We start from the raw sequence: 21,688 nt of genomic DNA on the forward strand, positions 1-21,688 counted from the left end.
ACCTGACACCGGGGAGCTGTGCGTCGATCGCTCACCTGACACCGGGGGGGCTGTGCGAGTCGCGGAGTTCGGTGTCAGGCAAGGGGAGGCGTCTGGAAATGGGCCACCTGGTCAGTCGAGCTTTTCGGTGGAGGGAGTTGGGGCTCCGGGCACGGGCTCTGTGGTGCCGATCCGCAGGGTCTCCAGGGTCTGGTGGAGTTCTTCTTCGGCCAGGGGGCGGAAGAGGGAGCGGAAGGAGGGCGGCACTGAGGTGGAGCGTTCGGGCTCTTCCATGGCGCGCCAGCCTTCTTGAAAGCTGCGGAGGATTTCGACGCTCTGTCGCAGGTTTTCTCCGGCCTGTGTCGGGTGGAGTCCGGCGGCGTTTTCGCCGGCGTCGCCGCCCAGGGTCAGGCGCTCGGTTTCGATGTTGCGGAGGTGAGCGAGGAGGGCGTCCAGGGCTTCACGGAGGCGGTTGAATGCGTCGGTGAAGTCGCGCAGTTTGAGCAGTTGGTTGGGGGAGGGGGAACTGCCGTACTGGGTGCGCAACTCGTCGCGATTCTTTCGCCACTGGAAGGGGAGTTTGACGATCTGTTGGAGGACTGCCGGAGCCATGCCTTCGCGTACCGCGGCGAGCAGTTGGAGGTAGGGCAGGTATTTGACGCGCTCGGCGTCCAGGAGCTCAGGCAGGGTGTTGATGGCCGGTGCCAGGCGATCGCCCAGGGCTTTGAGATGGTTGGTACCGGAGGCGGTGGCGCTTTGCAGGGGGCTGGAGAGCTGAGGCTCTCGGAGCCAGTAGTGTCCGTCGCGGAGCAGGATGTAGCTCTGTGCGGAGAGGGGATCGCGCAGGGTCCAGAGCGCGGCGAAGTTCACGATGTTTGCGCGCATCTGCTCCTGGCGGTGGTGTTCCTGGGCGGTGTCCGGGTCGAGGTCGGGCAGGGAGTCTTCCCAGTTGCGGTCGACGTGCAGGACTTTGGAGCGTTTGGAGAGGTTTTTGAAGCGGTGGTAGTGCTCCTTCATCTCGTCCATGCGTCCGAAGACGTAAAGGGGGACGTTGAGCACGGCGCGGTAGAAGACGATCTGGCGGGGGTTGTGCCAGCCTTTATCAACCCAGCGCATGCCGCCGAGGTTGGCGCCGTTGAGGGCGCGTTCGACGGTGGTGTCTTTGAAGTCGGGGGAGATGGCGGCCAGGAAGACGTGGTTGGGGCGCACGCCACCGTGCTGGTCGCGAGATTCGTCGTAGCTGACGAGGAGATCGGCGCGCTCGTTGACGACGCGGCGGATTTTGTCGCGGAGGTAGTCCTGGTGGATGGGCTCCATCAGGTCGAGCTGGCGCTCTCGGGGCTGGGCGCGGTAGCGGGCGACGACTTCGGTGATGGCGGCGTCTTTACGCTCCTGAATTTTTTCCAGGTTGCTCATGTAGAGGGCGCGGTAGGCGACCTCCAGTTCCAGGGCCTGTGCCAGGGTGAGGCCGTCGCGGCGGGCGGGGTCGGTGCTTTTGGGGTCACCGCAGAGGGTGCGCATCAGGTGGAGGTGGGCGTAGCCTTTGAGGGCATCGAAGAGCTGGTTGAGGGTGGCGGTGGTGGAGCCGGAGCCGCGGAGGCTTAAGTCGCGCACGGTGCCGCTGAGTTTGGCCTGGATGCGGGGGTTGCTCATGGCCAGTTCGGGCATCGGGGCGATGCGGTCGGCGTAGAAGAAGTCCCACATGCGCCGGCCGTTTTCGATCTGGAAGGCCTCGGCGTCGAGGACGAACTGGTTGGTGGAGTGGTCTCCCTGCTCGCGGAGTCGCTCGAGCTGACGGGTTTGATCGCGCTGGAAATCGTCGAAGCCCAGTTCAAGCACGCGGAGGATGCGTACGGACTCGGCGAGTTTGTCGCGCAGAGCCGTGCGTTGTTCGATGAAGTGGGTAAGGAGTTCGCGGGAGGCGCGCTCCATGGCCTGGTCGATGAGACGCCGGATGAGATCGGGGGCGTCTTTTTCTTTGATTTTGTCGTCGTCTTCGATGCCGTCGAGTTCGAAGGGGACCGGCGCGGGAGGCTGTCGCATCTCGGTGCGCAGTTCGTCGCGCATGGCCAGGACGGCGAAGCGTTTGGCGGCCAGGCTGACGTCTTCGGTGTCCTGGGCGAGGAACTTCAGTTCCAGGAGTTCTTCGAGGCCGGGGAAGGCGATGCCGTGCTGGGTGTAGCCCTGTTCGAGTACGCGGAGTCCGCGGCGTTTGAGATCTTCGGCCCAGTACATGGCGCGGCCGACGAGATCGCGGGCCAGGGTGTTGCGCTCGATGGAGACTTCGGCTTCGAGCTCTTCACTGGCGGCGTCCATGGCACGGCGTGCGGCGGAGAGGAGTCCGGGTTGTGCGCCGGCTTTGGGGCCGCAGAGGGCCTCCAGGGTGAGCGCGCCGATGGAGAAGTTCATGCCGCGATCGGCGAGTTGTTCGCGGTCGGGGGTGACGCGCTCGGGGTCGAGGGCCCAGGTGGCGTTTTCTCGGGGGATTTCGCCCAGGCGGTGGCCGTGACGGAAGATGGCGAGGAAGCGTCCGGCGGCGTTTTCGTCGGCTTCGCATCTGGCGAGCAGGCGCACGCGTTTCTGGAAGAGGCGGTCGCGGAGGACCTGTCGGATGCCCTCTTCTTTTTTAATAAAGTCGGCGGTTTTGACGGGGCGGGCGTTTTCTTCGTCGTCGCGCTCGGTGACTTCGTAGAAGGGCTCGGGGTGGGAGCGAAGGGAGCTGTAGATGGGGTCGGCGGGGATGGCGCCCAGGAAGCTCTGGCGCATGATGTTGAGCGCGGCGGCACGGCTGCAGTAGTCGGCCAGGCCGTCGACGGGGACCTGGAGCACGGCCGCGCCGTAGGAGCCGTAGAAGCTGGTGAATCCCGGGATGCCCTTGGCTTCGAAGTCATGGGGGACGAGGAAGCGTTGGTGCTGGGTGTAGTTGTCGTAGTCTCCGGCCTGTACGGCGAAGAGGGGGGAGAAGAGCTGGAGGTAGAGGCCGTCGGCGGCGGCATCGACCGGGCGGTCGACGGTGAAGCTCTCGGGTTTGTCGATGAGGTAGAGGAACTCGAAGGGTTTCTGGCGGACGCGGCGTTTGGAGTGGTCGGAGGGATCGTAGTGGAATTCGATGCCGTCGGTCGGGAAGAAGCTGGACTCGGGGGAGCCGAGTTTCATCAGGTGTTCGACTTCTTTGAGGGCCGCGTAGGAGTTGGCGAAGGTGCCATCTTTATTGGCGCCGGTTTTGTCTTCGAAGACTGCCGGGAGCACGCAGACGCCGAGCATGTTGGGTTTGCCCAGGGCCCGGGCCTGGTCGCGGAGCATGTAGGCCAGGGGGAGGAAGGAGCCGGAGCCGGTGCCACCGGCGATGGAGAAGCAGAGGATGATGCGGATCTCGGAGGTGTCCAGGCGGCGGTGGCCATGTTCGTGGCGCTTGAGGGCTTCGAGGAGGCGGCGAAAGCGGGGGACGAGATCGCCATGTTTCATCTGGTAGTAGGAACCCAGGCGAGACTCGATGCGGATCTGGCCGGCGCCGGCGGTGTCCCCGGCGCGGAAGCGGTAATCTCTGGGGACCCACTGGGTAAAATATTCGTCGGCTTCCAGGAAGAGTTTGCCGCTGGCGAGGTTGGCGTAGGCCTCTTTTTCGAAGTCGCTGATCAGGAAGGATTCGTCGGCGTCTTCGCGGTGGAGTTCGAGGTCGTTGATGTTGGTATCCACCAGGGCGAACTTCGTGAGGTCTTTGAAGCGCTCGGAGTAGTCGGGGCGCGACTTCAGGTGTCGAGCGATGCGCATGGCGATCTGGCAGCCACATCCGCCCAGGCCGACAAAGAGGGTGGGGCAGACATTGCTGGGGCGCGTGAGAAGCTCGTCGACAACGAGGTTTTGACGGTTCGCCATGGTCGGGTGCCTTCCAGGGGAGCGGGATAGGGGTGCGGTGCTGCCGGTCCGGATAGGGATACGGCGCAGCGGTGGAGCCCCTCGCGTGAACAGCGATGTCCGTCCGTGGTGTTGGCGAGAGGTCGTCCGTGACGTCTCGAGATGAGAATGGGGAGAGTATCGGTGAAGGGGGGAGGAGGGGCAAGAGATTTTCGGGGGGAAGGGGAGGGATCTGGTGCCAGGTGAGTGTACGTGCTCGGGGGGAAGGGGAGGGATCTGGTGCCAGGTGAGTGTACGTGCTCGGGGGCCAGGCGAATGGGGGCCAGGCGCGCGAACGCGATTGAAGAGGTGGGGGCTTCTAGGTGACTGAAGATTCATTCATCTTCTAGTCAGTTGCTGACTGAAGATTCATTCATGAGGGATGTTTGTTGCTGACTGATGATTCATTCATTTGATTGCCTTGGTTTAACTGAACGGTGAGTCGGTTGTAAGGGTTTGTAGTGACTGGCGTGTCATTCTGTTTTTGTGGGTTTGTGAATGGTTGTTCATTCAATGTTTTTCAATATTTATTGCTTGTCATGATGAATTTAGTCCTCTAGTGAGTAGACGCTCAGCTAGACCGGGGGAGGAGACTAACCACCAGGAGACGAGGAACCTGTGCGAGATAACTGGACGACGGTTGAAGCGAAGGTTTTTGTTTATTTTCAGTCGGTTGTGTCGGGTTTGGAGGCGGCTGAAGGGGCACGGGAGGCGGGAGCGACGGTGGTGTGGGCGTCGCAAACACAACCTGAAATCACAATGGAGTCCGGTGATTGGCGGAGAATTCTCGCCGATGAACGTCCAGACGCGTTTCGGTCGGTCTCGGGGGTAATTCTCGCGGCGGGGCATCGTTTCGATGTCGACGCACTGCGTCGCAAAGTGCAAATTTTGAAGTCGGGTGGTGTGGCGGTCTGGGTGGAGGTCTGCTCGCTGGAAGAAGCGAAGCAGGCCGAGCGCTTTGATGCCGACGGGGTGGTGCTGTGCGGATTGGAAAGCGGGGGGCTTTGTGGAGAAGAGTCCGGGCTGGTGCTGCTGGGGCGAGTGCAGCGCGAGGTGGGGCTGTCGGCGGTGGTGCGGGGAGGGATGGGGCCGGATGCAGCGGCGGCGGTGATGGCGTGCGGGGCTTCGGGCTACGTGCTGGAGGAGGCGTTGTGGCTGTGTGAGGGGATGGCGCCGTCGCCGGCGGCCCGAAAGGTGTTGGAGCGCGTGGGGGCGACCGATACCCGGTGTCTCGGGGTGACGCTAGGAGCACGCTACCGGGCCTGGTCGTTGCTCGCGACTCGGCCCACCCGGGAGCTCGCCGCACAAGAGGTTGAGTTTTTGGAGGGGGGAGATGCCCGGGGGTATCTGGCGGAGGTGGAGGCGCGGGTGTTCGGGAGGTGGGAGGAGCTCGATCCGAAGCGCGAGATCTGGCCGATGGGGCAGGGGGCGGCGCTGGCGCGCGTCTTTTATGAGCGCTACGGCACTGTGGAGCGGGCGGTGCGCGGGGTGCAAGAGCATGTGACTGAGGTGATGGGCGGGTTGGCTGCTGATTTTCCGCTTCGTGAGGGAGCGGGAGTGGCGCGGGTCAATGGCACGCGCTTTCCGATACATCAGGGGCCGATGGCTCAGGTCAGCGATACGCCCGGGTTTGCCCGGGCGGTGGTGGAGGCCGGGGCGTTGCCCTGGTTGGCGCTGGGGAATATGCCGACTGAGGTGGCGCGCCGGGTGGTGGATGAGACAGCAAATGCGCTGGGGGCGGCGCCCTTTGGAGCGGGGATCATCGGGCTGGAGGCCAACCCGTATCGCGACGGCCATATCGAGATGATGATCGAGCAGGGAGGGCGTCGGGGGAACTTTTCGGGGTTGGTGGCCGCCGGTAGCGCCGAGCAGGCCATGATGCTGGAGGCCGGGCAGGTGCCAAGCTATCTGCATACGCCCACGCCCGGGGTGTTGGCGGCGGCGCTTCGGCAGGGGCATCGTCGCTTTATCTGGGAAGGCGCGGAGGCCGGGGGGCATGTGGGAACGCTGGGATCGCTGGCGTTGTGGCAGCTGGGGGTGATCGCCATGGAAGAGGCGCTTGCCGGAGGGGAGGCGGCCGACGCGTTTGCCGTGGTGGTCGCCGGGGGGATCAGCGGTGCCGCGAGCGCGGCGGCCGCGGCGGCGATGCTCTTCGGGTTGCATCGCCGCGGGGTGGCGGTAGGGGTGCAGATGGGGACGGCGTATCTGATGTGTCGGGAGGCGGTGGAGAGTGGGGCGGTGAGCGCGACGTATCAGGAGATGGCCGATCACTCGCCTGGCACCGTGATCATGGGGGAGACGGTGAACACTCCGACGCGGGTGTTGATGAGTCCGGCAGCCCGGTGGGTGTTAGGGCGTGAAGTGGAGCGGCTGGCTGAGGGGATCAAGCTGGGGGAGCGCAAGCATCTGTATGAGCGCGACAATCTGGGAGGGTTGCGCGCTGCGGCGAAGTCACAGCGCATCGCCGAGGTGGTGGCCGGGGTGGGAGCTCGTTTTGAGACGTTGAGCCGGGAGGAGCAGCTTGAGGCGGGGCTTTTTCATTGCGGTCAGGGGGTGGTGCTGTGCCAGGCGCAGACGATCGCGCAGTTGCATGAGGAGGTTACGGAGGGGGCGAGGCGCTGGGTGGAGGCGCGTCTTCGTCGGAGTTGGGACGTCGAGAGGTTGGTGCGGGTGCCAGGCGATCGGGTGGAGGTGCTCGATGATGGGGTGCCAGGTGAACGGGCGGATATCGCGATGGGGTGCCAGGCGATGGCACCGGCGAGTCAGGAGCGGACTATGACCACGAGCGAAGGAGCAGGGATGCGGCATTCGACGAAGGTTGAGGCGATTGATGGCGAGCGCGCCGTGGCGATCATTGGCATTGGCGCAAAAATGCCGGGGGCGCTGAGTGCGATGAAGTTCTGGGAGAACATTTTGTTTGGGGTGTCGGCCATCAAAGAGGTGCCGGCTGACAGGTGGGATCCGGCGCTATATTTCGATGAAGATCCGGGGGTGCCGGACAAAACGTACAGTAAAATTGGCGGGTGGGTTGAGGGGTTTGAGTTCGATCGGCGCCGTTATCGGATGCCTCCGAAGGTTGTGGCCAGTGTGGATCCGACGCAGTTGCTGTGCCTGGAGGCGGTGCATGATGCGTTGGAAGATGCCGGGTATCTGGAGCGCACCTTTGATCGCGATCGGTGCGCGGTGATTCTGGGGAATGCGTTGGGAGGTGATCTGCGGGACGAATCAACGCTGCGGATTCTGTATCCGAAGATGGATCAGGCGCTGCGTGGCGCGTTGATGGAGCTTTCCAGTGCCGCGATGGGGGCTGCTGAGCGGGAGCGCCTGCTGGAGGAAGTGGAGGCGCGTTTTAAGGCGACGCTTGGTGAGGTGAGCGAAGATTCGATGCCGGGCGAGCTGGCCAATGTGATTGCCGGGCGAGTGGCGCAGGTCTTTGATCTGCGGGGGCCAAATTTTGTGACGGACGCGGCGTGTGCGTCGAGTCTGGCGGCGATCGAGGCGGCGGTGAGGGGGCTTCGCGCCAAAGAGTACGACATGGTGGTCTGCGGGGGCGCGGATCGCTCGATGGGGCCGACCAGTTTTGTGAAGTTTTCCAAGATCGGTGCGCTTTCGCCGGATGGGTCGCGACCTTTTGACGCCGGGGCCAACGGGTTTGTGATGGGGGAAGGGGCGGGCATCGTGGTGCTTAAGCGCCTGAGTGATGCGGTCGCCGATGGCGATCAGATTTATGCGGTGATCCGCGGGGTCGGGGGTTCCAGCGATGGGAAAGGCAAGGCGATTACCGCGCCCAACCCCGCGGGTCAGCGCCGGGCGCTGGAGCGGGCGTATCACGATGCCGGGGTGGGGCCGCGTTCGGTGAGCCTGATCGAGGCGCATGGGACCAGCACGCCGGTGGGGGATCCGGCGGAGGTGGCGAGTTTGAGGGCGGTGTTGGATGCCGACGGCGGTGAGTGGGCTGCCGAGACCGTGGCGCTGGGGAGCGTCAAGTCGATGATCGGGCACCTGAAGTCAGCGGCCGGGGCGGCCGGAGTGATCAAGGTGGCGATGGCGCTCAAGCACCGTGTGCTGCCACCGACGCTGGGGGTCGAGGAGGTGAACTCGGCGTTGGAGCTGGAGGGCTCGCGGGTGCGGGTGCAGACCGAGGCGCAGCCCTGGGAGGTGTATGAGGGGCAGGCACGTCGCGCGGGGGTGAGCGCGTTCGGTTTCGGCGGAACGAATTTTCATGTGGTGCTCGAGGAGTTTGAAGGGGGCGCGGGCGGACCGGGTGCCAGGCGTTCGATCGCGAGCCGGGAGCACGGGAGTGAAGTCGGAGGTCCGGGCGAAGCGGTGATGTTGGCGGTCGGTGGGGAGGTCGTCGCGCTGGAGGAGCGTGGCGGTGCCAGGGGGGCGAGCGCTTGTGGTGCGCTGGAGGAGCGTGGCGGTGCCAGGGAAGCGGTGCCGCCAGGCGAAGGGGTGCTGGGGCTGTGGGCGGCGTCGAAGCGTGAGTTGGAGGAAGAGATCACCCGGGCGCAGGAACATCTGGAGCGCGGTGGCATCGGGGCGCTGACGCCCTGGCTCTTGCCGGTACGCGAGCAGGGGGCGGGGCTTCGGCAGCCGGTCCGGGGGGCGGAGAAGGAAGTGCGCCTGGCCATTGCGTTTGAGGGCGTTGATGAGCTTCGCGCTCGTCTGGAGCGTGCCCGAAACGCTGCGGAGCGTGACAAAGGCTGGAGGGTGCTGGCCCATCAGGGGATTGTGCTCGGAGAGCGGGTTCTGGCGGGTAAGGTGGGGATGCTCTTTCCGGGGCAGGGGACGCAGTATCTGGGGATGCTCTCGGAGTTAAAGTCGCGTTTCGATGTGGTGCGCCGCACGTTCGAGGAGGCCGATGAGGTGATGATGCCCGTGATCGGGCGGCGGCTCAGCGATGTGATCGATCCCGGGCCGCTGGGGGATGCGGCGGCTCAAAAAGCTGCGTTTGAAGCGCTGACGCAGACCGAGATCACTCAGCCCGCGGTGCTTACGGCGGATATTGCGCTGTACCGTTTGCTCGGGCGACTGGGCATTGCTCCGCACGTTGTGGCCGGGCATAGTCTTGGTGAGTACGGGGCGTGTGTGGCCGCCGGTATCATGAGTTTTGGAGATGCGCTGCGCACGGTCGCGGCGCGTGGCACCGAGATGGCGCGGGTTACGCCGATGAACGGCGATACCGGGCTGATGGCCGGGATCAACGCGGCGGTCGAGGTGGTGCAGCCGGTGCTCGACGGCATTGATGGCTACGTGGTGTGCGCCAATATCAACTGTCCCACTCAGACGATCATTGCCGGCCTCCGGGAGCCGGTGCGCCGGGCGGTGGAGACCTTTGAGGCGATGGGTTACCAGGCTCCGTTGCTCCCGGTGAGTCATGCCTTTCACTCCGAGGTTGTGGCCGCGGCCAGTGGTCCCTTACGCCGGCATCTGGCGACGATTGAGGTGAATGCGCCAGCGACGCCGATTTTGACCAACGTGACCGGAGGGTTTTATCCAGAGGGGCCAGGTGCGGAGGACGCGATTCGCGATCTTTTGGCCGAACAGGTGGCCGCGCCGGTGGAGTACATCAAGGTTGTGGAGACGATGTACGCAGCCGGCGCGCGGGTCTTTGTGGAGGTGGGGCCCAAGCGCGCGCAGACGTCGTTTGTGAGCAGCATTCTGGAGGGGAGAGAGCACCTGGCGGTGCATACGAATCATCCGAAGAAGGGCGATGTCGCCTCGTTGTACGAGGCGCTGGCGACGATGTGGGCATCCGGAGTGTGGCGCCCGGAGTGTGACCAGGAGCTGGCTGCTGTGTGGGTGTCAGGCGAGCGAGCGGTGGTTGCTGTGCCGGTGCCAGGTGAGCGAGTGGAGGCGGCCGGTGCTGCGGATCAACTTCGGGTTGTGCCGGTGCCAGGCGAGCGATCGGAGTCGGCCTGTGCTGCGGACCAACTTCGGGATGCCCCGGTGCCAGGTGAGCGAGTGGAGGCAGAGGGGGGCGGTAGTGTGGATCGAGCCTCGATCGATGCGGAGCTCTTGCGTGTGCTGTGCGAGCAGACGGGTTATGAGCCCGAGGAGATCGAGCAGGATTTTGAGCTGGAGGCGGACCTTGGCGTCGATACGGTGAAGCAGGCCGAGATCATGGCGCGGGTACGCGAGCTCTATGGTCTGGCGCGCGATGAGAGCTTTCGGCTCTCGGAGTATCCGACGTTGGGTCGGATGGGGGATTACGTGGAGGCGCGTCTGAGTGAGGGCGGGGTGCCAGGCGAGCGAGTGGAGGCGGCCTGTGCTGCGGATCAACTTCGGGATGCCCCGGTGCCAGGTGAGCGAGTGGAGGCGGCCTGTGCTGCGGATCAACTTCGGGATGCCCCGGTGCCAGGTGAGCGAGTGGAGGCAGAGGGGGCCGGTAGTGTGGATCGAGCCTCGATCGATGCGGAGCTCTTACGCGTGCTGTGCGAGCAGACGGGTTATGAGCCCGAGGAGATCGAGCAGGATTTTGAGCTGGAGGCGGACCTTGGCGTCGATACGGTGAAGCAGGCCGAGATCATGGCGCGGGTACGCGAGCTCTATGGTCTGGCGCGCGATGAGAGCTTTCGGCTCTCGGAGTATCCGACGTTGGGTCGGATGGGGGATTACGTGGAGGCGCGTCTGAGTGAGGGCGGGGTGCCAGGCGAGCGAGTGGAGGCGGCCTGTGCTGCGGATCAACTTCGGGATGCCCCGGTGCCAGGTGAGCGAGTGGAGGCAGAGGGGGCCGGTAGTGTGGATCGAGCCTCGATCGATGCGGAGCTCTTACGCGTGCTGTGCGAGCAGACGGGTTATGAGCCCGAGGAGATCGAGCAGGATTTTGAGCTGGAGGCGGACCTTGGCGTCGATACGGTGAAGCAGGCCGAGATCATGGCGCGGGTACGCGAGCTCTATGGTCTGGCGCGCGATGAGAGCTTTCGGCTCTCGGAGTATCCGACGTTGGGTCGGATGGGGGATTACGTGGAGGCGCGTCTGAGCGAGGGGAGGGTGCCAGGCGAGCGATCGGAGTCGACCGGTTCTGATGAGGAGCTTCGGGATGCCCCGGTGCCAGGTGAGCGAACGGAGGCTGAGAGGGCTGATGCGGCAGTGCCTGGCGAGCAGATACCGCGCGTGTCACTGAGCGATATGCGGCCTTACACGCCTCATCGCCACGCCATCGCTGCCGACGTGGAAATTACCGGCTGTGCAGCCGGGCTTCCCGGGGCCGGAGCCATCTTTCGTTCCCGGGCGCTAGACGAGCTGCTGGCGGGCGACAATATGATCGGGCAGGTGCCCCAGAAGGCCCGCCAGGCGATGGTCGACAATCACATCGTGCGCCTTCAGAAGCACGAGGGCGGCGGCGGTGAGATGCGCCCGGTCACCGAACTGGAGGAGGTGATTAAGCTGGCCGGGGTCGGGGGAGAGTTCGACCTTGGCGAGTGGGGAGTGCCCGAGCGTTTGAGAGCGTCGCTCGATCGTACGAGCCAACTGGCGTTTGCCGCCGGGTTTGAGGCGCTGCGTGATGCCGGGCTTCCCCTGGTGCCCCGCTATCGCGAGACGACCACGGGCAAGCGGGTGACCATTGGCTGGGCGCTGCCCAAGGCGGTCGGCCGGGAGACCGGGGTGATTTTTGCGTCGGCCTTTGCCGGGCAGGATGCGCTTATTGAGGAGTTGCGAGCGCAGCGGGAGCACGATTATCGCTTCAATCACCGCTTTTTGCTTCGGGTGTTGGGGATTGCCAATTCGCGTTTTGCCGAGTTTGTGGGCGCGCGCGGGCCGAACACCAAAATCAATAATGCCTGCGCCTCGACGACTACCGCAGTGGCCATGGCTCAGGACTGGATTCGTGCCGGGCGGTGTAGGCGTGTACTGATTTTGGCGGCCGATGACGCCAGCGGTGATACGCTGATGGAGTGGGTGGGCAGTGGTTTTCTGGCGACCGGTGCGGCGACGACTGAGGATGATGTGGCCCGCGCGGCGCTTCCCTTTGATCGGCGTCGTCACGGTATGATCATCGGGATGGGCGCGCTGGCACTGGTGGTCGAAGAGGCCGGACAGGCCGAGGCCCGGGGCATCGAACCGGTGGCCGATGTGCTGGCCACTCGTTTCGTGAACAGCGCGTATCACCCCACTCGCCTCGACGTGGATCATATCGCCGGTGAGGTGGCGGCGCTGGTAAAAGAGGTCGAGGGGCGCTTTGAGCTGAAGCGGGAGGAGATCGCCGATCGCACCGTTTTTATCTCGCATGAGACGTACACGCCGGCGCGAGGAGGGAGCGCGGCGGCCGAGATCGCCGCGTTGCGCCAGACCTTTGGCGAGCGCGCCAATCAGGTGGTGATCGCCAACACCAAGGGGTTTACCGGCCATGCGATGGCGGCTGGTATTGAAGATGTGCTGGCGATGAAGGTTTTGCAGCGCCAGCAGGTGCCGCCGATCGCGAATTTTGCCGAGCCCGACCCGGAGCTTGGGGATCTTCGTCTGAGCCAGGGCGGGAGCTACCCGGTGGATTATGCGTTGAGGTTGGCGGCGGGCTTTGGGAGCCAGCTGGCGCTGGCGCTCTTTCGCTACCGCGCACGTTGTGAGGCGCGGGTGTTTGCGCCCGCGCGCTATCGGGCCTGGCTGAGCGAAGTCAGCGAGATGGAGCATTTTGAACTCGCGCTTGAAGATCGCGTGCTCCGTCTTCGGCCGGCTCGCCCGATGGATCCTCCGCGGGGTCCGGGGCAGACGCAGACCCGGGTGCCAGCGCTTCGAGCCGAAGCGGTGGCGTCTGCAGCCGGGCTGCAGGCGACGTCGGCTTCGAGTTTCGCCATGAGGCCCGTTGCCATCGAAGCTTCTGCGGCGCCTGCGACCGATGTCCTGGGGATACGGCGAGAGCTCGCCGGACGAGGTGTGGCGCTGGTGGGAGGTCCGGTGCTGGTGGCGGAGTTGTTGCGGCGCCTGTTGGAGCGGGCCGGCGCCCGAGTGGTACGCCTGGCCAGCGATCGTCAGCGTGGACCGCTGGATGAGAAGGGCGTCAATCTGGGGGATGAAGATGAGATCTTGCGTCTCTTTGCTGCGCGTGAGGTCGATGCGGTGATCAATCTGTTGGGAGTCGGCAGCGGCGATGATGAGGCTGCCGAGGTGTATTGGGCCGCGCGACACACATTCCATGTGGCCCGGGCTTTTGCCGCGCTTCACGAGGATCGGTCGTCTGGCACCGTGACGGATGTGCGCCCCGCCTTTGTCAGCCTCACCTTGATGGGCGGGTGTTTTGGGCTTAGCCCGGGAGACTCGCCGAGTGTGGCCGGGGGGGCGGTCAGCGGATTTACCAAAGCCCTGGCCAAAGAGTGGGAATGGGCCCAGGTCAAGGTCGTCGATGCGCCCGGAGCGCTTGATGAAGGGATGGCAACGCGGGTGCTCGAAGAGTTGGTTGGTGGCAGTGATCGGGTGGAGGTGGGACTGGCCGAAGGGATGCGCCATCGCCCGGTGGTATTGGAGCCCGAAGATGTGCGCGCGCCGAGTGGGAGTTGTCGCGGGCCTGATGCCGACTCGGTGATTCTGGTCACCGGAGGAGCGCGTGGAATTACGGCCGAGGTCTGCGTTGATCTGGCGCGCCGCTTTGGTTGTGCCCTGGCGTTGGTGGGGCGCACGCCGCTTGATCATCCCGATCCGCTCAGTGTCGATCTCAAGCAAGAGGCGGTACGAGTCAAAGCGGAGCTCAAGGCCGCCGGCAAGCGTGTGACGCCGGTGGCCGTGCGGCGGGAGTTGCGCGGGCTGGTGGCGCAGCAGGAGATCGCTCGTAATCTCGGCCGGATGCGTCAGGTTGGAGCACGAGCGCAGTATTTCAGCTGTGATGTGGCCGAAGCCGCCGGTGTGCAGGCGTTGATCGGCCAGGTTGAGCAGGAGCTGGGGCCGGTGACCGGTGTGATTCACGGCGCCGGAGTCGAGGACAGCCGGTTGCTCGGCGCCAAGGATGTCGCCGCCTTCGATCGCGTCTTTCGGGGCAAAGCATTGGGAGGCGTAAATCTCTGGCGCGCGCTGCGCGATCGGGGGCTTCGCCATTATGTGGCGTTCACCAGTGTGGCCGGTCGCTTTGGTAATGCCGGGCAGACCGACTATGCCGCGGCCAACGACGCCCTGGCCCGGCAGGTGATGCGCATCAACGCCTTTGCGCGTCAGAGCGGACGCCCGGTGCAGGCCCTGGCCATCGACTGGACTGCCTGGGATGAGGTCGGGATGGCAGTGGAAGGGTCGATGCGCACGATTCTGGAAGCCAGGGGGGTGGAGTTTTTACCCCCAGCGGTGGGGGCGCCGATGGTGGGCGAATCGCTGGCCCGAGGGCTTACCGGGGAGTTTGTGGTGGCCGGCGAGTTGGGAGCGCTGGGTGGGGAGCACAAGGATCGATCGCCTGGCACCGTGACGCCGATGCCCCGCGATCGATCGCCTGGCACCGTGACGCCGATGCTCCGCGATCGATCGCCTGGCACCGTGACGAGCTATGCGCTGGTGGATCGGGTGGTGGCGAAGTCGAGGGACGAGGTGAGCGTTGAGCGCATCTTCGATCCGCAGCGCGATCTCTTTCTCCGGGATCATCGCTATCAGGGCAGTGAACTTGTGCCGGGGGTGATGGGCTACGAGCTGATGAGCGCAGCAGCCATGGAGCTGAGCGGCGAGCCGGTGGCGGAGTTGCGAGATGTGCGATTTGAGCGCGCGTTGAAGTTAGCTCACTCCGAGCCCATTCGGGCAATGGCAGTGGCCCGAGTGGTTGCGCGCGAGGCGGGGCGCGTGGAAGTCGAGGTGGTCGTGCGCTCGGAGCGCGAGGCCCGCACCGGGCGGATGATTCGTCAGGAGCATTTTCGGGCCCGGGTGATTTGCGGCGCGGCGCCCGAGATGCCATCGCCGGTGGGTGAGTGTGGTGGGGTGGGGGGAGATGCTCCGCGCTGGTGCCAGGCACCCGATCGCGACGCGATTTACCGGCGATTTTTTCATACGGGGAGTTTTCAACTTCTGGAATCGGGGGGGCTTCATCATGACGATGCCATCGTTGCTTTTGGGCGTTTGACTCCGCACAGGCTCATGACCGGCGCGAAGGTTCAGCGCTGGGTAAGCGAGCCGCTGGTCCGTGAGCTCGCCATGCAGTCGGTGGGGCTGTGGGGGCTCTTGCATCATCAGCGCACCTTTTTGCCGCTGGGAATCGGGCGAAGCGTCACCCTGGGGACCTCGCAGCCGGGGGAGCTGCTGACGGTGCGGGCGAAGAGACGCGCCGATGCTTCGGCGGATACCATCGCTTTTGATGTGGAGGTGCGTGGGGAAGACGGACGCAGACTCCAGGTGATGGAGAAAGTCGAGATGATCGCGCACTCGCCGCTCGCTTCGTCTGATCGCCTGGCACCCGGGGGCGAGGCCCGTTTTCTGGAGGTGGGTCTGAGCGCTGAGATGGCCGGTGTGCTGCTGAGCCGTGCGGGGCAGTCGGAGGAGGCGGTGCTGACGGCGTCTGAGCGCGAGGCTCGAGATCGACTTCGCAGCGAGCAGCGCCGCGGGGAGTGGCTTGCCGCCCGGGTGGCCGCCCGAGAGCTGCTCAGACGATATGCGCTCTGCTTTTATGGCGAGCGGGTAGGTCTGGAGGAGGTCTTTGTGCATAAGACCGACGATGGGGAGCCTCAGCTGTGCTGGCGGGATGCTTCCCGGGCCTGGTCGCTACCGGCGTTGAGTCTGACCCACGCGTCGGGCCGCGCCCTGGCTGTGGTTACGATGCCGGGCAGCGGAGAGCGGATTGGTGTTGACATGGAGCCGCTCGAGGCGCGCTCAGAAGCCTTTGGTCGCGCGTACTTCACCGAACAAGAACGCGCTCTGGGCGTGGGAGAGCTGGCTTCGGGGCAACGTGAGACCGCGCTGTGGACGATTAAGGAGGCAGTGTCCAAGGCGCTGGGAGTTGGGTTGCAGCTGGCAGCGGCCGAAATCGAGGTCGTGTCGGTGAGTCCCAGGCCCGTTGCGGTGCCAGGCGACCGTACATGCTTCGAGGCGCGGGTTCGGCTCTGCGGCAAGGCGGAGGAGCGTCGTCTGGAGCTCGATATCAAGACTCCGGCGGTGGAGCTGAAACTCCAGGAGGGGGCGGTGGTCTCCATCGCCAGGGCACTTCCCGAAGATCTCATCCGAGCGCCCGGACGGGAACGCGTTGCCGGCCTGCCCAAGGGGAAAGGATACGATCGAGGGTCTGGCACCGGAGCAGGGGGGAACGCCGTACGCACACCTGGCACCGAGCCTTTGTCTGGCGGGATGCTCGATGATGAGGGTGTGGCTGCGATCGCGGCGCTTCTTCGCCATCGAGGTCTCTGGGAGCAGACCTCGTCAACATCAAAGAGCCCGTCGGCCACGCGTTCGTTGAGTTCCTGGAAGGCCTGAGTTCTGCGGTGATTGTGACGTTGAGCAAGGCGTCTGGGACGCTTGAGGCGTTTGTGATGAACAACGTATTTGAACCATGAGCAGGAGCAGCGCATGACACAGTATGTGGTTGAGATCGATGGCAGATCGCAGCGTCTTGTGCAGTTGCGTGAGAGCGGTCGGGCGCGTTGGGTGGCCGAGCTTGATTCGGGCCGCGTGGTCGAACTGGAGCTGGTGGGGCGATCGCCAGAGGGCGGGGTGTGCGTTCGCCTGGAGGGTGTGGAGCACACGTTGGAGTTCGACGCGGTGCCAGGTGAGCGATCGCGGGGAGTCGCGTCGCGCATCGTTCGGGTGCCAGGTGAGCGATCGCGAGAAGTTCGGGTGAGTTCGGCCGCTGATGTGGTGCTGGCGGCGGATGTTCTGGCGCCACCGGGCACGGGAGAAGGGGAGTCAGGGGAAGCTACTCTCTTCTGCCCCATGACCGGGGTGGTCCTTGAGGTCAGCGTTCGCCCCGGTCAGCAGGTACGTCGGGGGGATCCGCTGGTGGTGGTAGAGGCGATGAAAATGGAGAACACCCTCTACGCGCCGCATGAGGCGGTGGTCGAGGAGATCTGCGTGAACGCCGGAGAGACCGTGCGTCGTGGCCAGGAGCTGATTCGCTGGAGTGCCGGAAACCTCGGTAACGCGATGCCGATGAAGGAGCAGGTATGAGTGAGACTCAAGAGATGTTGAGGTTGGAGGCCGTCACGTCGACTTCCGTGAGCGTCCGTCGAACGCCTGGCACCGATACTGCGTCACCTCCGCGATCTGCGCGAACGCCTGGCACCGATGCGGAGACGCCGCAAGAGCAAAGGTCCGGCACCGAGCGTGTGCTGGCGGCCCGCACGAAAGTCAGCATCGCCCTGGCTCGGCTGGAGCGTCTGTTTGATCCGGGGACTCTGGAGGTGATTGGCGCGGAGGTCACCCACCGCGCCGAGGGGTTCGGTCTGGAGAAGCGTCGCATCCCCGGCGACGGGGTCGTTACGGCCAGCGGTCTGGTAGAGGGGCGGCCGGTCTTTGCTTACGCTCAGGACCGCACGGTGCTGGGGGGGAGTCTGGGACAGGCCCATGCCCAGAAGATCGCGCGCTTGCAAGATCTGGCGCTGCGCGCGGGAGCGCCCTTTGTGGGCATCAACGACTCTGGTGGTGCGCGCATTCAGGAGGGCGTGGATGCGTTGGGGGGCTATGGCGAGATCTTTCGGCGCAATGTGGCGGCCTCCGGCGTTATCCCCCAGATCAGCGTGATCGCCGGGCCTTGCGCTGGTGGTGCGGTTTACTCGCCGGCGCTCACCGATTTTGTGGGTATGGTGGATCGGTCGAGCTTTATGTTTCTGACGGGGCCGAAGGTCGTTAAAACGGTGACCTTTGAAGATGTGACCGTCGAGGAACTCGGAGGTGCTCGTACCCATGCCGAGCGTACTGGGGTGAGTCATTTTCGCTGGGGCAATGATGAAGAAGCCATCGCCCAGGTGCGTCGTCTGCTGAGCTATCTGCCTTCGAACCATCGGGAGGAGCCGCCCTTTGTCGCTCCGACAGATGATGTTGAACGTATGGACGCGGCCCTTGGCACGATCGTCCCGGGTGATCCTCGCAAACCTTATGATGTGCGTGCGGTGGTGGAGCTGGTGGTGGACCGCGACTCCTTTATGGAGGTTCAGGCCGGCTGGGCCCGCAATGTGGTGGTGGGGCTGGGTCGGTTGGGGGGACACGTGATCGGGATCATCGCGAACCAACCCCTGGTCAAAGCCGGCGTTCTCGATATTGATGCCAGTCGCAAGGCGGCGCGCTTTATACGTACCTGCAATGCCTTTGGGATTCCGCTGGTGAGCCTGGTGGATGTGCCGGGCTTTTTGCCGGGGCGAGAGCAGGAGTACGGCGGGGTCATCGATCACGGAGCTAAACTTCTCTACGCCTACTGCGAGGCCACCGTGCCCAAGTTGGCCGTGATTCTGCGCAAGGCTTACGGTGGGGCCTACATTGTGATGAGTTCGCAGCATGTGGGCGGTGATGTGAACTTGGCCTGGCCCCGTGCGGAGATCGCGGTCATGGGCGCCAGCGGGGCCGTGGAAGTGCTCAATCGTCGTGAACTCGCTGCGGCCGAAGATCCGGAAGGTCGAGCGGCCGAACTGCGAGCCGACTATGAGGAGCGTTTTCTCAACCCCGATATCGCCGCGCAACGCGGTTATATCGATGCTGTGATCGAGCCCTGTGAGACACGTCGCCGTCTCTACCGGCATCTTCGGGTGCTGTTGAACAAGCGTGAGTGGACGTTGCCGCGCCGTCACGCCAACGGCCCGCTCTAGGGCAAAAGATCGAGTGCCAGGCGTGCGCACGCCTGGCACTCGATCTCTGACACTCAAACTCAGGAGGGGCTGTGCGGAGACCTGGCACCTGCGCGATGCCGGTTCGTCTGCGCGCGGAGACCTGGCACCTGCGTGCGCCGCCGGGGCGTGTGCGATCGGTGACCTGGCACCGGTGCGTCTGCGGTGACCTGGCGCCGGTTCGTCTGCGCGCGGAGACCTGGCACCCGCTTACCCCAGTAACGCGGGTGCTGAGGCGATCGGTGGCCTGGCACCCGATCAACCCACCCGCCACCCGGCCATGGTATCGGGCTCGCGGTCGGTGTGCATCGCGATGAGTTCGCTGCGCCGACGAAGAGCGATGAGGGAGGGCTCAAACGCCTCGTCGGGGGCGCCGAAGTCGTCAAACTCACGCTGAAGTTCAAAGACGCCGATGCGGTTGCCCTCGGCCGGTATCGCGTAGAACGAGATGCCGCCCTGGGCTGTGGCGTAAATTTTTGCCAGGCCGCGGCGCGGATTTGCGCGCAGCGTCGCGATACACTCGCGCTCGTGGTTCAGGCGTAGGCGGCTGCGGTGGACGTTCCGTGTGGCGTCGAGGACCAGCTCGGCCGTCTCGTAGTAGTCGTGTCCGGGAAGGCCGAAGACCAGGGGGTTGGCCTTGAGCCAGGCGCGGGCACGCGGCCAAAATCCCAGGCTTTTTCGTACCATGCGTCGCACATCCTGAGCCGAACGGGTCTGGGGACGGGTCTCGCCATAGTCGCTCCAGTAGAGGGGGACCAGGCGATCGGCCAGGCGGTCGCGGTCGATGAAGTGGCTGGAGCGCCACATGTTAACCAGGTACGCCAGCAGTACCAGGATCAGGAGCAGTGCCAGGCCACGGGCCAGGGTCGTGCCCCAGCAGCGCCATAGCCCGGCCGGCTCCACGGTCACTTCCAGCGGGAGGCGCAGCGGGGCGGTGGCCCCGCTGCGTGGCACCAGCGCGATCTCGCTGAGGTAGGTGCCGGCCTCACAGCAGGCCCCGGCGCGTATCCGCAGGCTCAGCAGAGGCTGTGAATCGGTGCCTGGCGAGCGAACCACCTCGGTGGTGAGCTGGCCCTGATCGCCGGGGAGGACTTCGTTGCCATCGGCATCAAGGAAGGTGACATCCAGGTGGGCATCGGGCCAGTCCGGGCGTTCCTCTTCGGGGAGTATCACTGCGTCGAAGATGAGGGGGCGCCGGTGATTGCCCTTGAGACTTACACGCAGATCCCGCTGTTGCCCGCCGACCAGGGTGGTGGTCAACTTTGCCGGAGCGGCCAGCTCGCTGATGAGTTTGCCGCGTACCGGCATCACCAGCGTGGGGATCGGGATGGAGTGGGCGCCGCGGTCAAACTCCAGACGCAGCGCGTTGTCGAGGTCGCGTCGAAGGGTGAGCGGAGCGCAGTAGGGAGCGATGCGCGCCTCCAGAGTGTAGGTTTGCCCGGGTGAGATTGTCTGGGCCTGGCCCATCGCCACGCCGCTCAGGGCAAAGCTCACGCATTCGGGAAGCGCGTCGGGGCGCGCGGCGACAAGGCGCGCGCGGGTGGCCGGGAAGTTGCCGTCGATCGTCACCTCGAAGAAGTGATCGGTGCCAGGCAATAGATCGCCGAATTCAAAGCTGGCCGGCGTCGCGCTGACCCGGCGAGTGGACACCTGGAGGGTGCGCGCCGGTCCGCGCAGGGTGATCGGAGGGCCTTCGGAGGAGGGCAATGTGATGCGTGGCGAGAGGATATGGTCACCTTCCCCCAGGTTGACGCGCTCGAATTGGAAGATCGCGGCCTGTGGGGTGTGCGTCGCCGGCAGTTGGCGTTCGCTTTGCCCGGGAGCCTGGTAACTCACTGCGGCCGCGGTGCCGCGGGGGGCTACGTCGGCGCTGACGGCCTGGCCGTCTTCGTTGACCAGCGAGAGGGTTACGCAGATGGCAGCGCCGACCTCGACAAAGTTCGTATCTTCGCCGGCCTGACCGCAGCGCCCCTGCTGTACCCGGGTGTTTACAAAGAGGCGGTAGTCGGGAAGGGCCACAACTCGCCAGTGTTGTCCGCCGCCGGTGACGCGGACCTTTACCGGAGATTCGTCCGGTCGGTAGGTGAGCGACACATAGCGGTAGCGCTTGCCGTCTTCGTATTGATGCAGCCCACTTCGTGGGAGGCTCAGCAGTTCTGGGGAGGTGCCATCGGCCTCAAGTTGCAGGTGCAGGGGTTGGCCCTGGTCGGGGGCCACGGCGAGCAGGCGCATCCGTCGCGCGCCACGGTGGGCCGGGAGCGTGTTTTGGGCCGGTCCCAGCAGGTGAGCGCGATAGCCCTGGGAGCGTGAGAGGGCGTTGGCAAAGGGGCCCAGCAGGTCTGTCGGGTCATCTGAGCCTACCTCGCTGACGCTGCCACCGCTCTGGCGAGCGAGGTCGACCAGGTACTGCGAGTAGATCCGGCCGCGCCAGCGCAGGAGGTAAAATTGGAAGAGGCTGTCTTTATGGGCGTCGATGCCCTGGAGGTAGCGCTCGGGGTTGAGCCGGGTGTCGTTGCATTCGCCGTCGGTCAGAAAGAGCACCACCTGGGCTACGCCCGGTCGACGAGCGCGATTAAGTTCTTGTTGAAGAGCCTCCAGGGCCGTGCCGCAGGGGGTGAGTTTTCCGGGGTAGGCGGCGATTGGCCCGTCGTTGGCGAGCATTCGGTTGAGGCGCTCGCGGTTCTCCGCCAGCGGTGCGATGGCCATCGGCGACTCGCCGTCGCGTGGGCCATTGAGCCTCATCACGCTGACTTCGTCGCCGTCGTCGAGCATGCTCAGGAGTGAGCGGGTCGCAAAAATTGCCAGGCGCTCTGGATCGGCAGCCGGTCCCTCTTGCGTGCGAATGCGCATGGAGCCGGAGTCGTCGACGACAATCATGAACTGAGCGTTTCGTCCCTGCGCGCTGATCTGATCCTGAGACGACTGGGCCCGAGCAGGGGCAGCACTCAGCAGGCACATCATGAGACTGAGAGACGCTGCCAGCAGGAGACGAGCTGGGCGCCATGAGCGCGTATCTGGTAGGGGTTGAGCACAAATTTCCACGCCGGCAACCTTTGCAATGAGGTTCATGGGAGCGCCCCCCACCCTGGAGGACTGTGGTCCTGGCAGCG

At 64.9% G+C, this 21,688-nt stretch carries 5 protein-coding genes; 3 read left to right on the top strand and 2 right to left on the bottom strand.

The features are described 5' to 3' along the window. Positions 1–111: 111 nt before the first annotated feature. On the bottom strand, positions 112–3,855 hold the full coding sequence (locus tag DL240_RS07010) for a tubulin-like doman-containing protein (protein WP_158542416.1): 3,744 nt from the start codon (positions 3,853–3,855) through the stop codon (positions 112–114). 777 nt (positions 3,856–4,632) lie between these two features. Between DL240_RS07010 and DL240_RS07015 the strand changes: the two genes are divergently transcribed. The 3 genes from DL240_RS07015 to DL240_RS07025 all read left to right on the top strand — a co-directional run bounded on the left by DL240_RS07015 (position 4,633) and on the right by DL240_RS07025 (position 18,560). Further along, positions 4,633–16,239, top strand: a complete 11,607-nt coding sequence (locus DL240_RS07015) for a type I polyketide synthase (RefSeq protein ID WP_111729149.1) — start codon at positions 4,633–4,635, stop codon at positions 16,237–16,239. A 93-nt stretch (positions 16,240–16,332) separates the two neighbouring features. Continuing rightward, a complete protein-coding gene (locus DL240_RS07020) occupies positions 16,333–16,929 on the top strand; it encodes an acyl-CoA carboxylase biotin carboxyl carrier protein subunit (protein WP_111729150.1) in 597 nt (198 codons plus the stop codon). Beyond that, positions 16,926–18,560, top strand: coding sequence for an acyl-CoA carboxylase subunit beta (locus DL240_RS07025; protein ID WP_199589762.1), 1,635 nt, complete (start codon positions 16,926–16,928; stop codon positions 18,558–18,560). Before DL240_RS07020 ends, DL240_RS07025 begins: the two co-directional genes overlap by 4 nt. A 276-nt stretch (positions 18,561–18,836) precedes the next feature. Here the strand turns inward: DL240_RS07025 and DL240_RS07030 are convergent, their stop codons facing one another. Beyond that, a complete protein-coding gene (locus DL240_RS07030; protein WP_158542417.1) occupies positions 18,837–21,536 on the bottom strand; it encodes a vWA domain-containing protein in 2,700 nt (899 codons plus the stop codon). Positions 21,537–21,688 lie beyond the last annotated feature (152 nt).

The sequence above is a fragment of the Lujinxingia litoralis genome, assembly GCF_003260125.1.
In the GTDB taxonomy this organism is placed as follows: domain Bacteria; phylum Myxococcota_A; class Bradymonadia; order Bradymonadales; family Bradymonadaceae; genus Lujinxingia; species Lujinxingia litoralis.

What these genes read in the sequence shown, in the direction of transcription:
- DL240_RS07010 (WP_158542416.1), bottom strand. Translation starts at nt 3,855, where the DNA reads ATGGCGAACCGTCAAAACCTCGTTGTCGACGAGCTTCTCACGCGCCCC.
- DL240_RS07015 (WP_111729149.1), top strand. Translation starts at nt 4,633, where the DNA reads ATGGAGTCCGGTGATTGGCGGAGAATTCTCGCCGATGAACGTCCAGAC.
- DL240_RS07020 (WP_111729150.1), top strand. Translation starts at nt 16,333, where the DNA reads ATGACACAGTATGTGGTTGAGATCGATGGCAGATCGCAGCGTCTTGTG.
- DL240_RS07025 (WP_199589762.1), top strand. Translation starts at nt 16,926, where the DNA reads ATGAGTGAGACTCAAGAGATGTTGAGGTTGGAGGCCGTCACGTCGACT.
- DL240_RS07030 (WP_158542417.1), bottom strand. Translation starts at nt 21,536, where the DNA reads ATGTGCCTGCTGAGTGCTGCCCCTGCTCGGGCCCAGTCGTCTCAGGAT.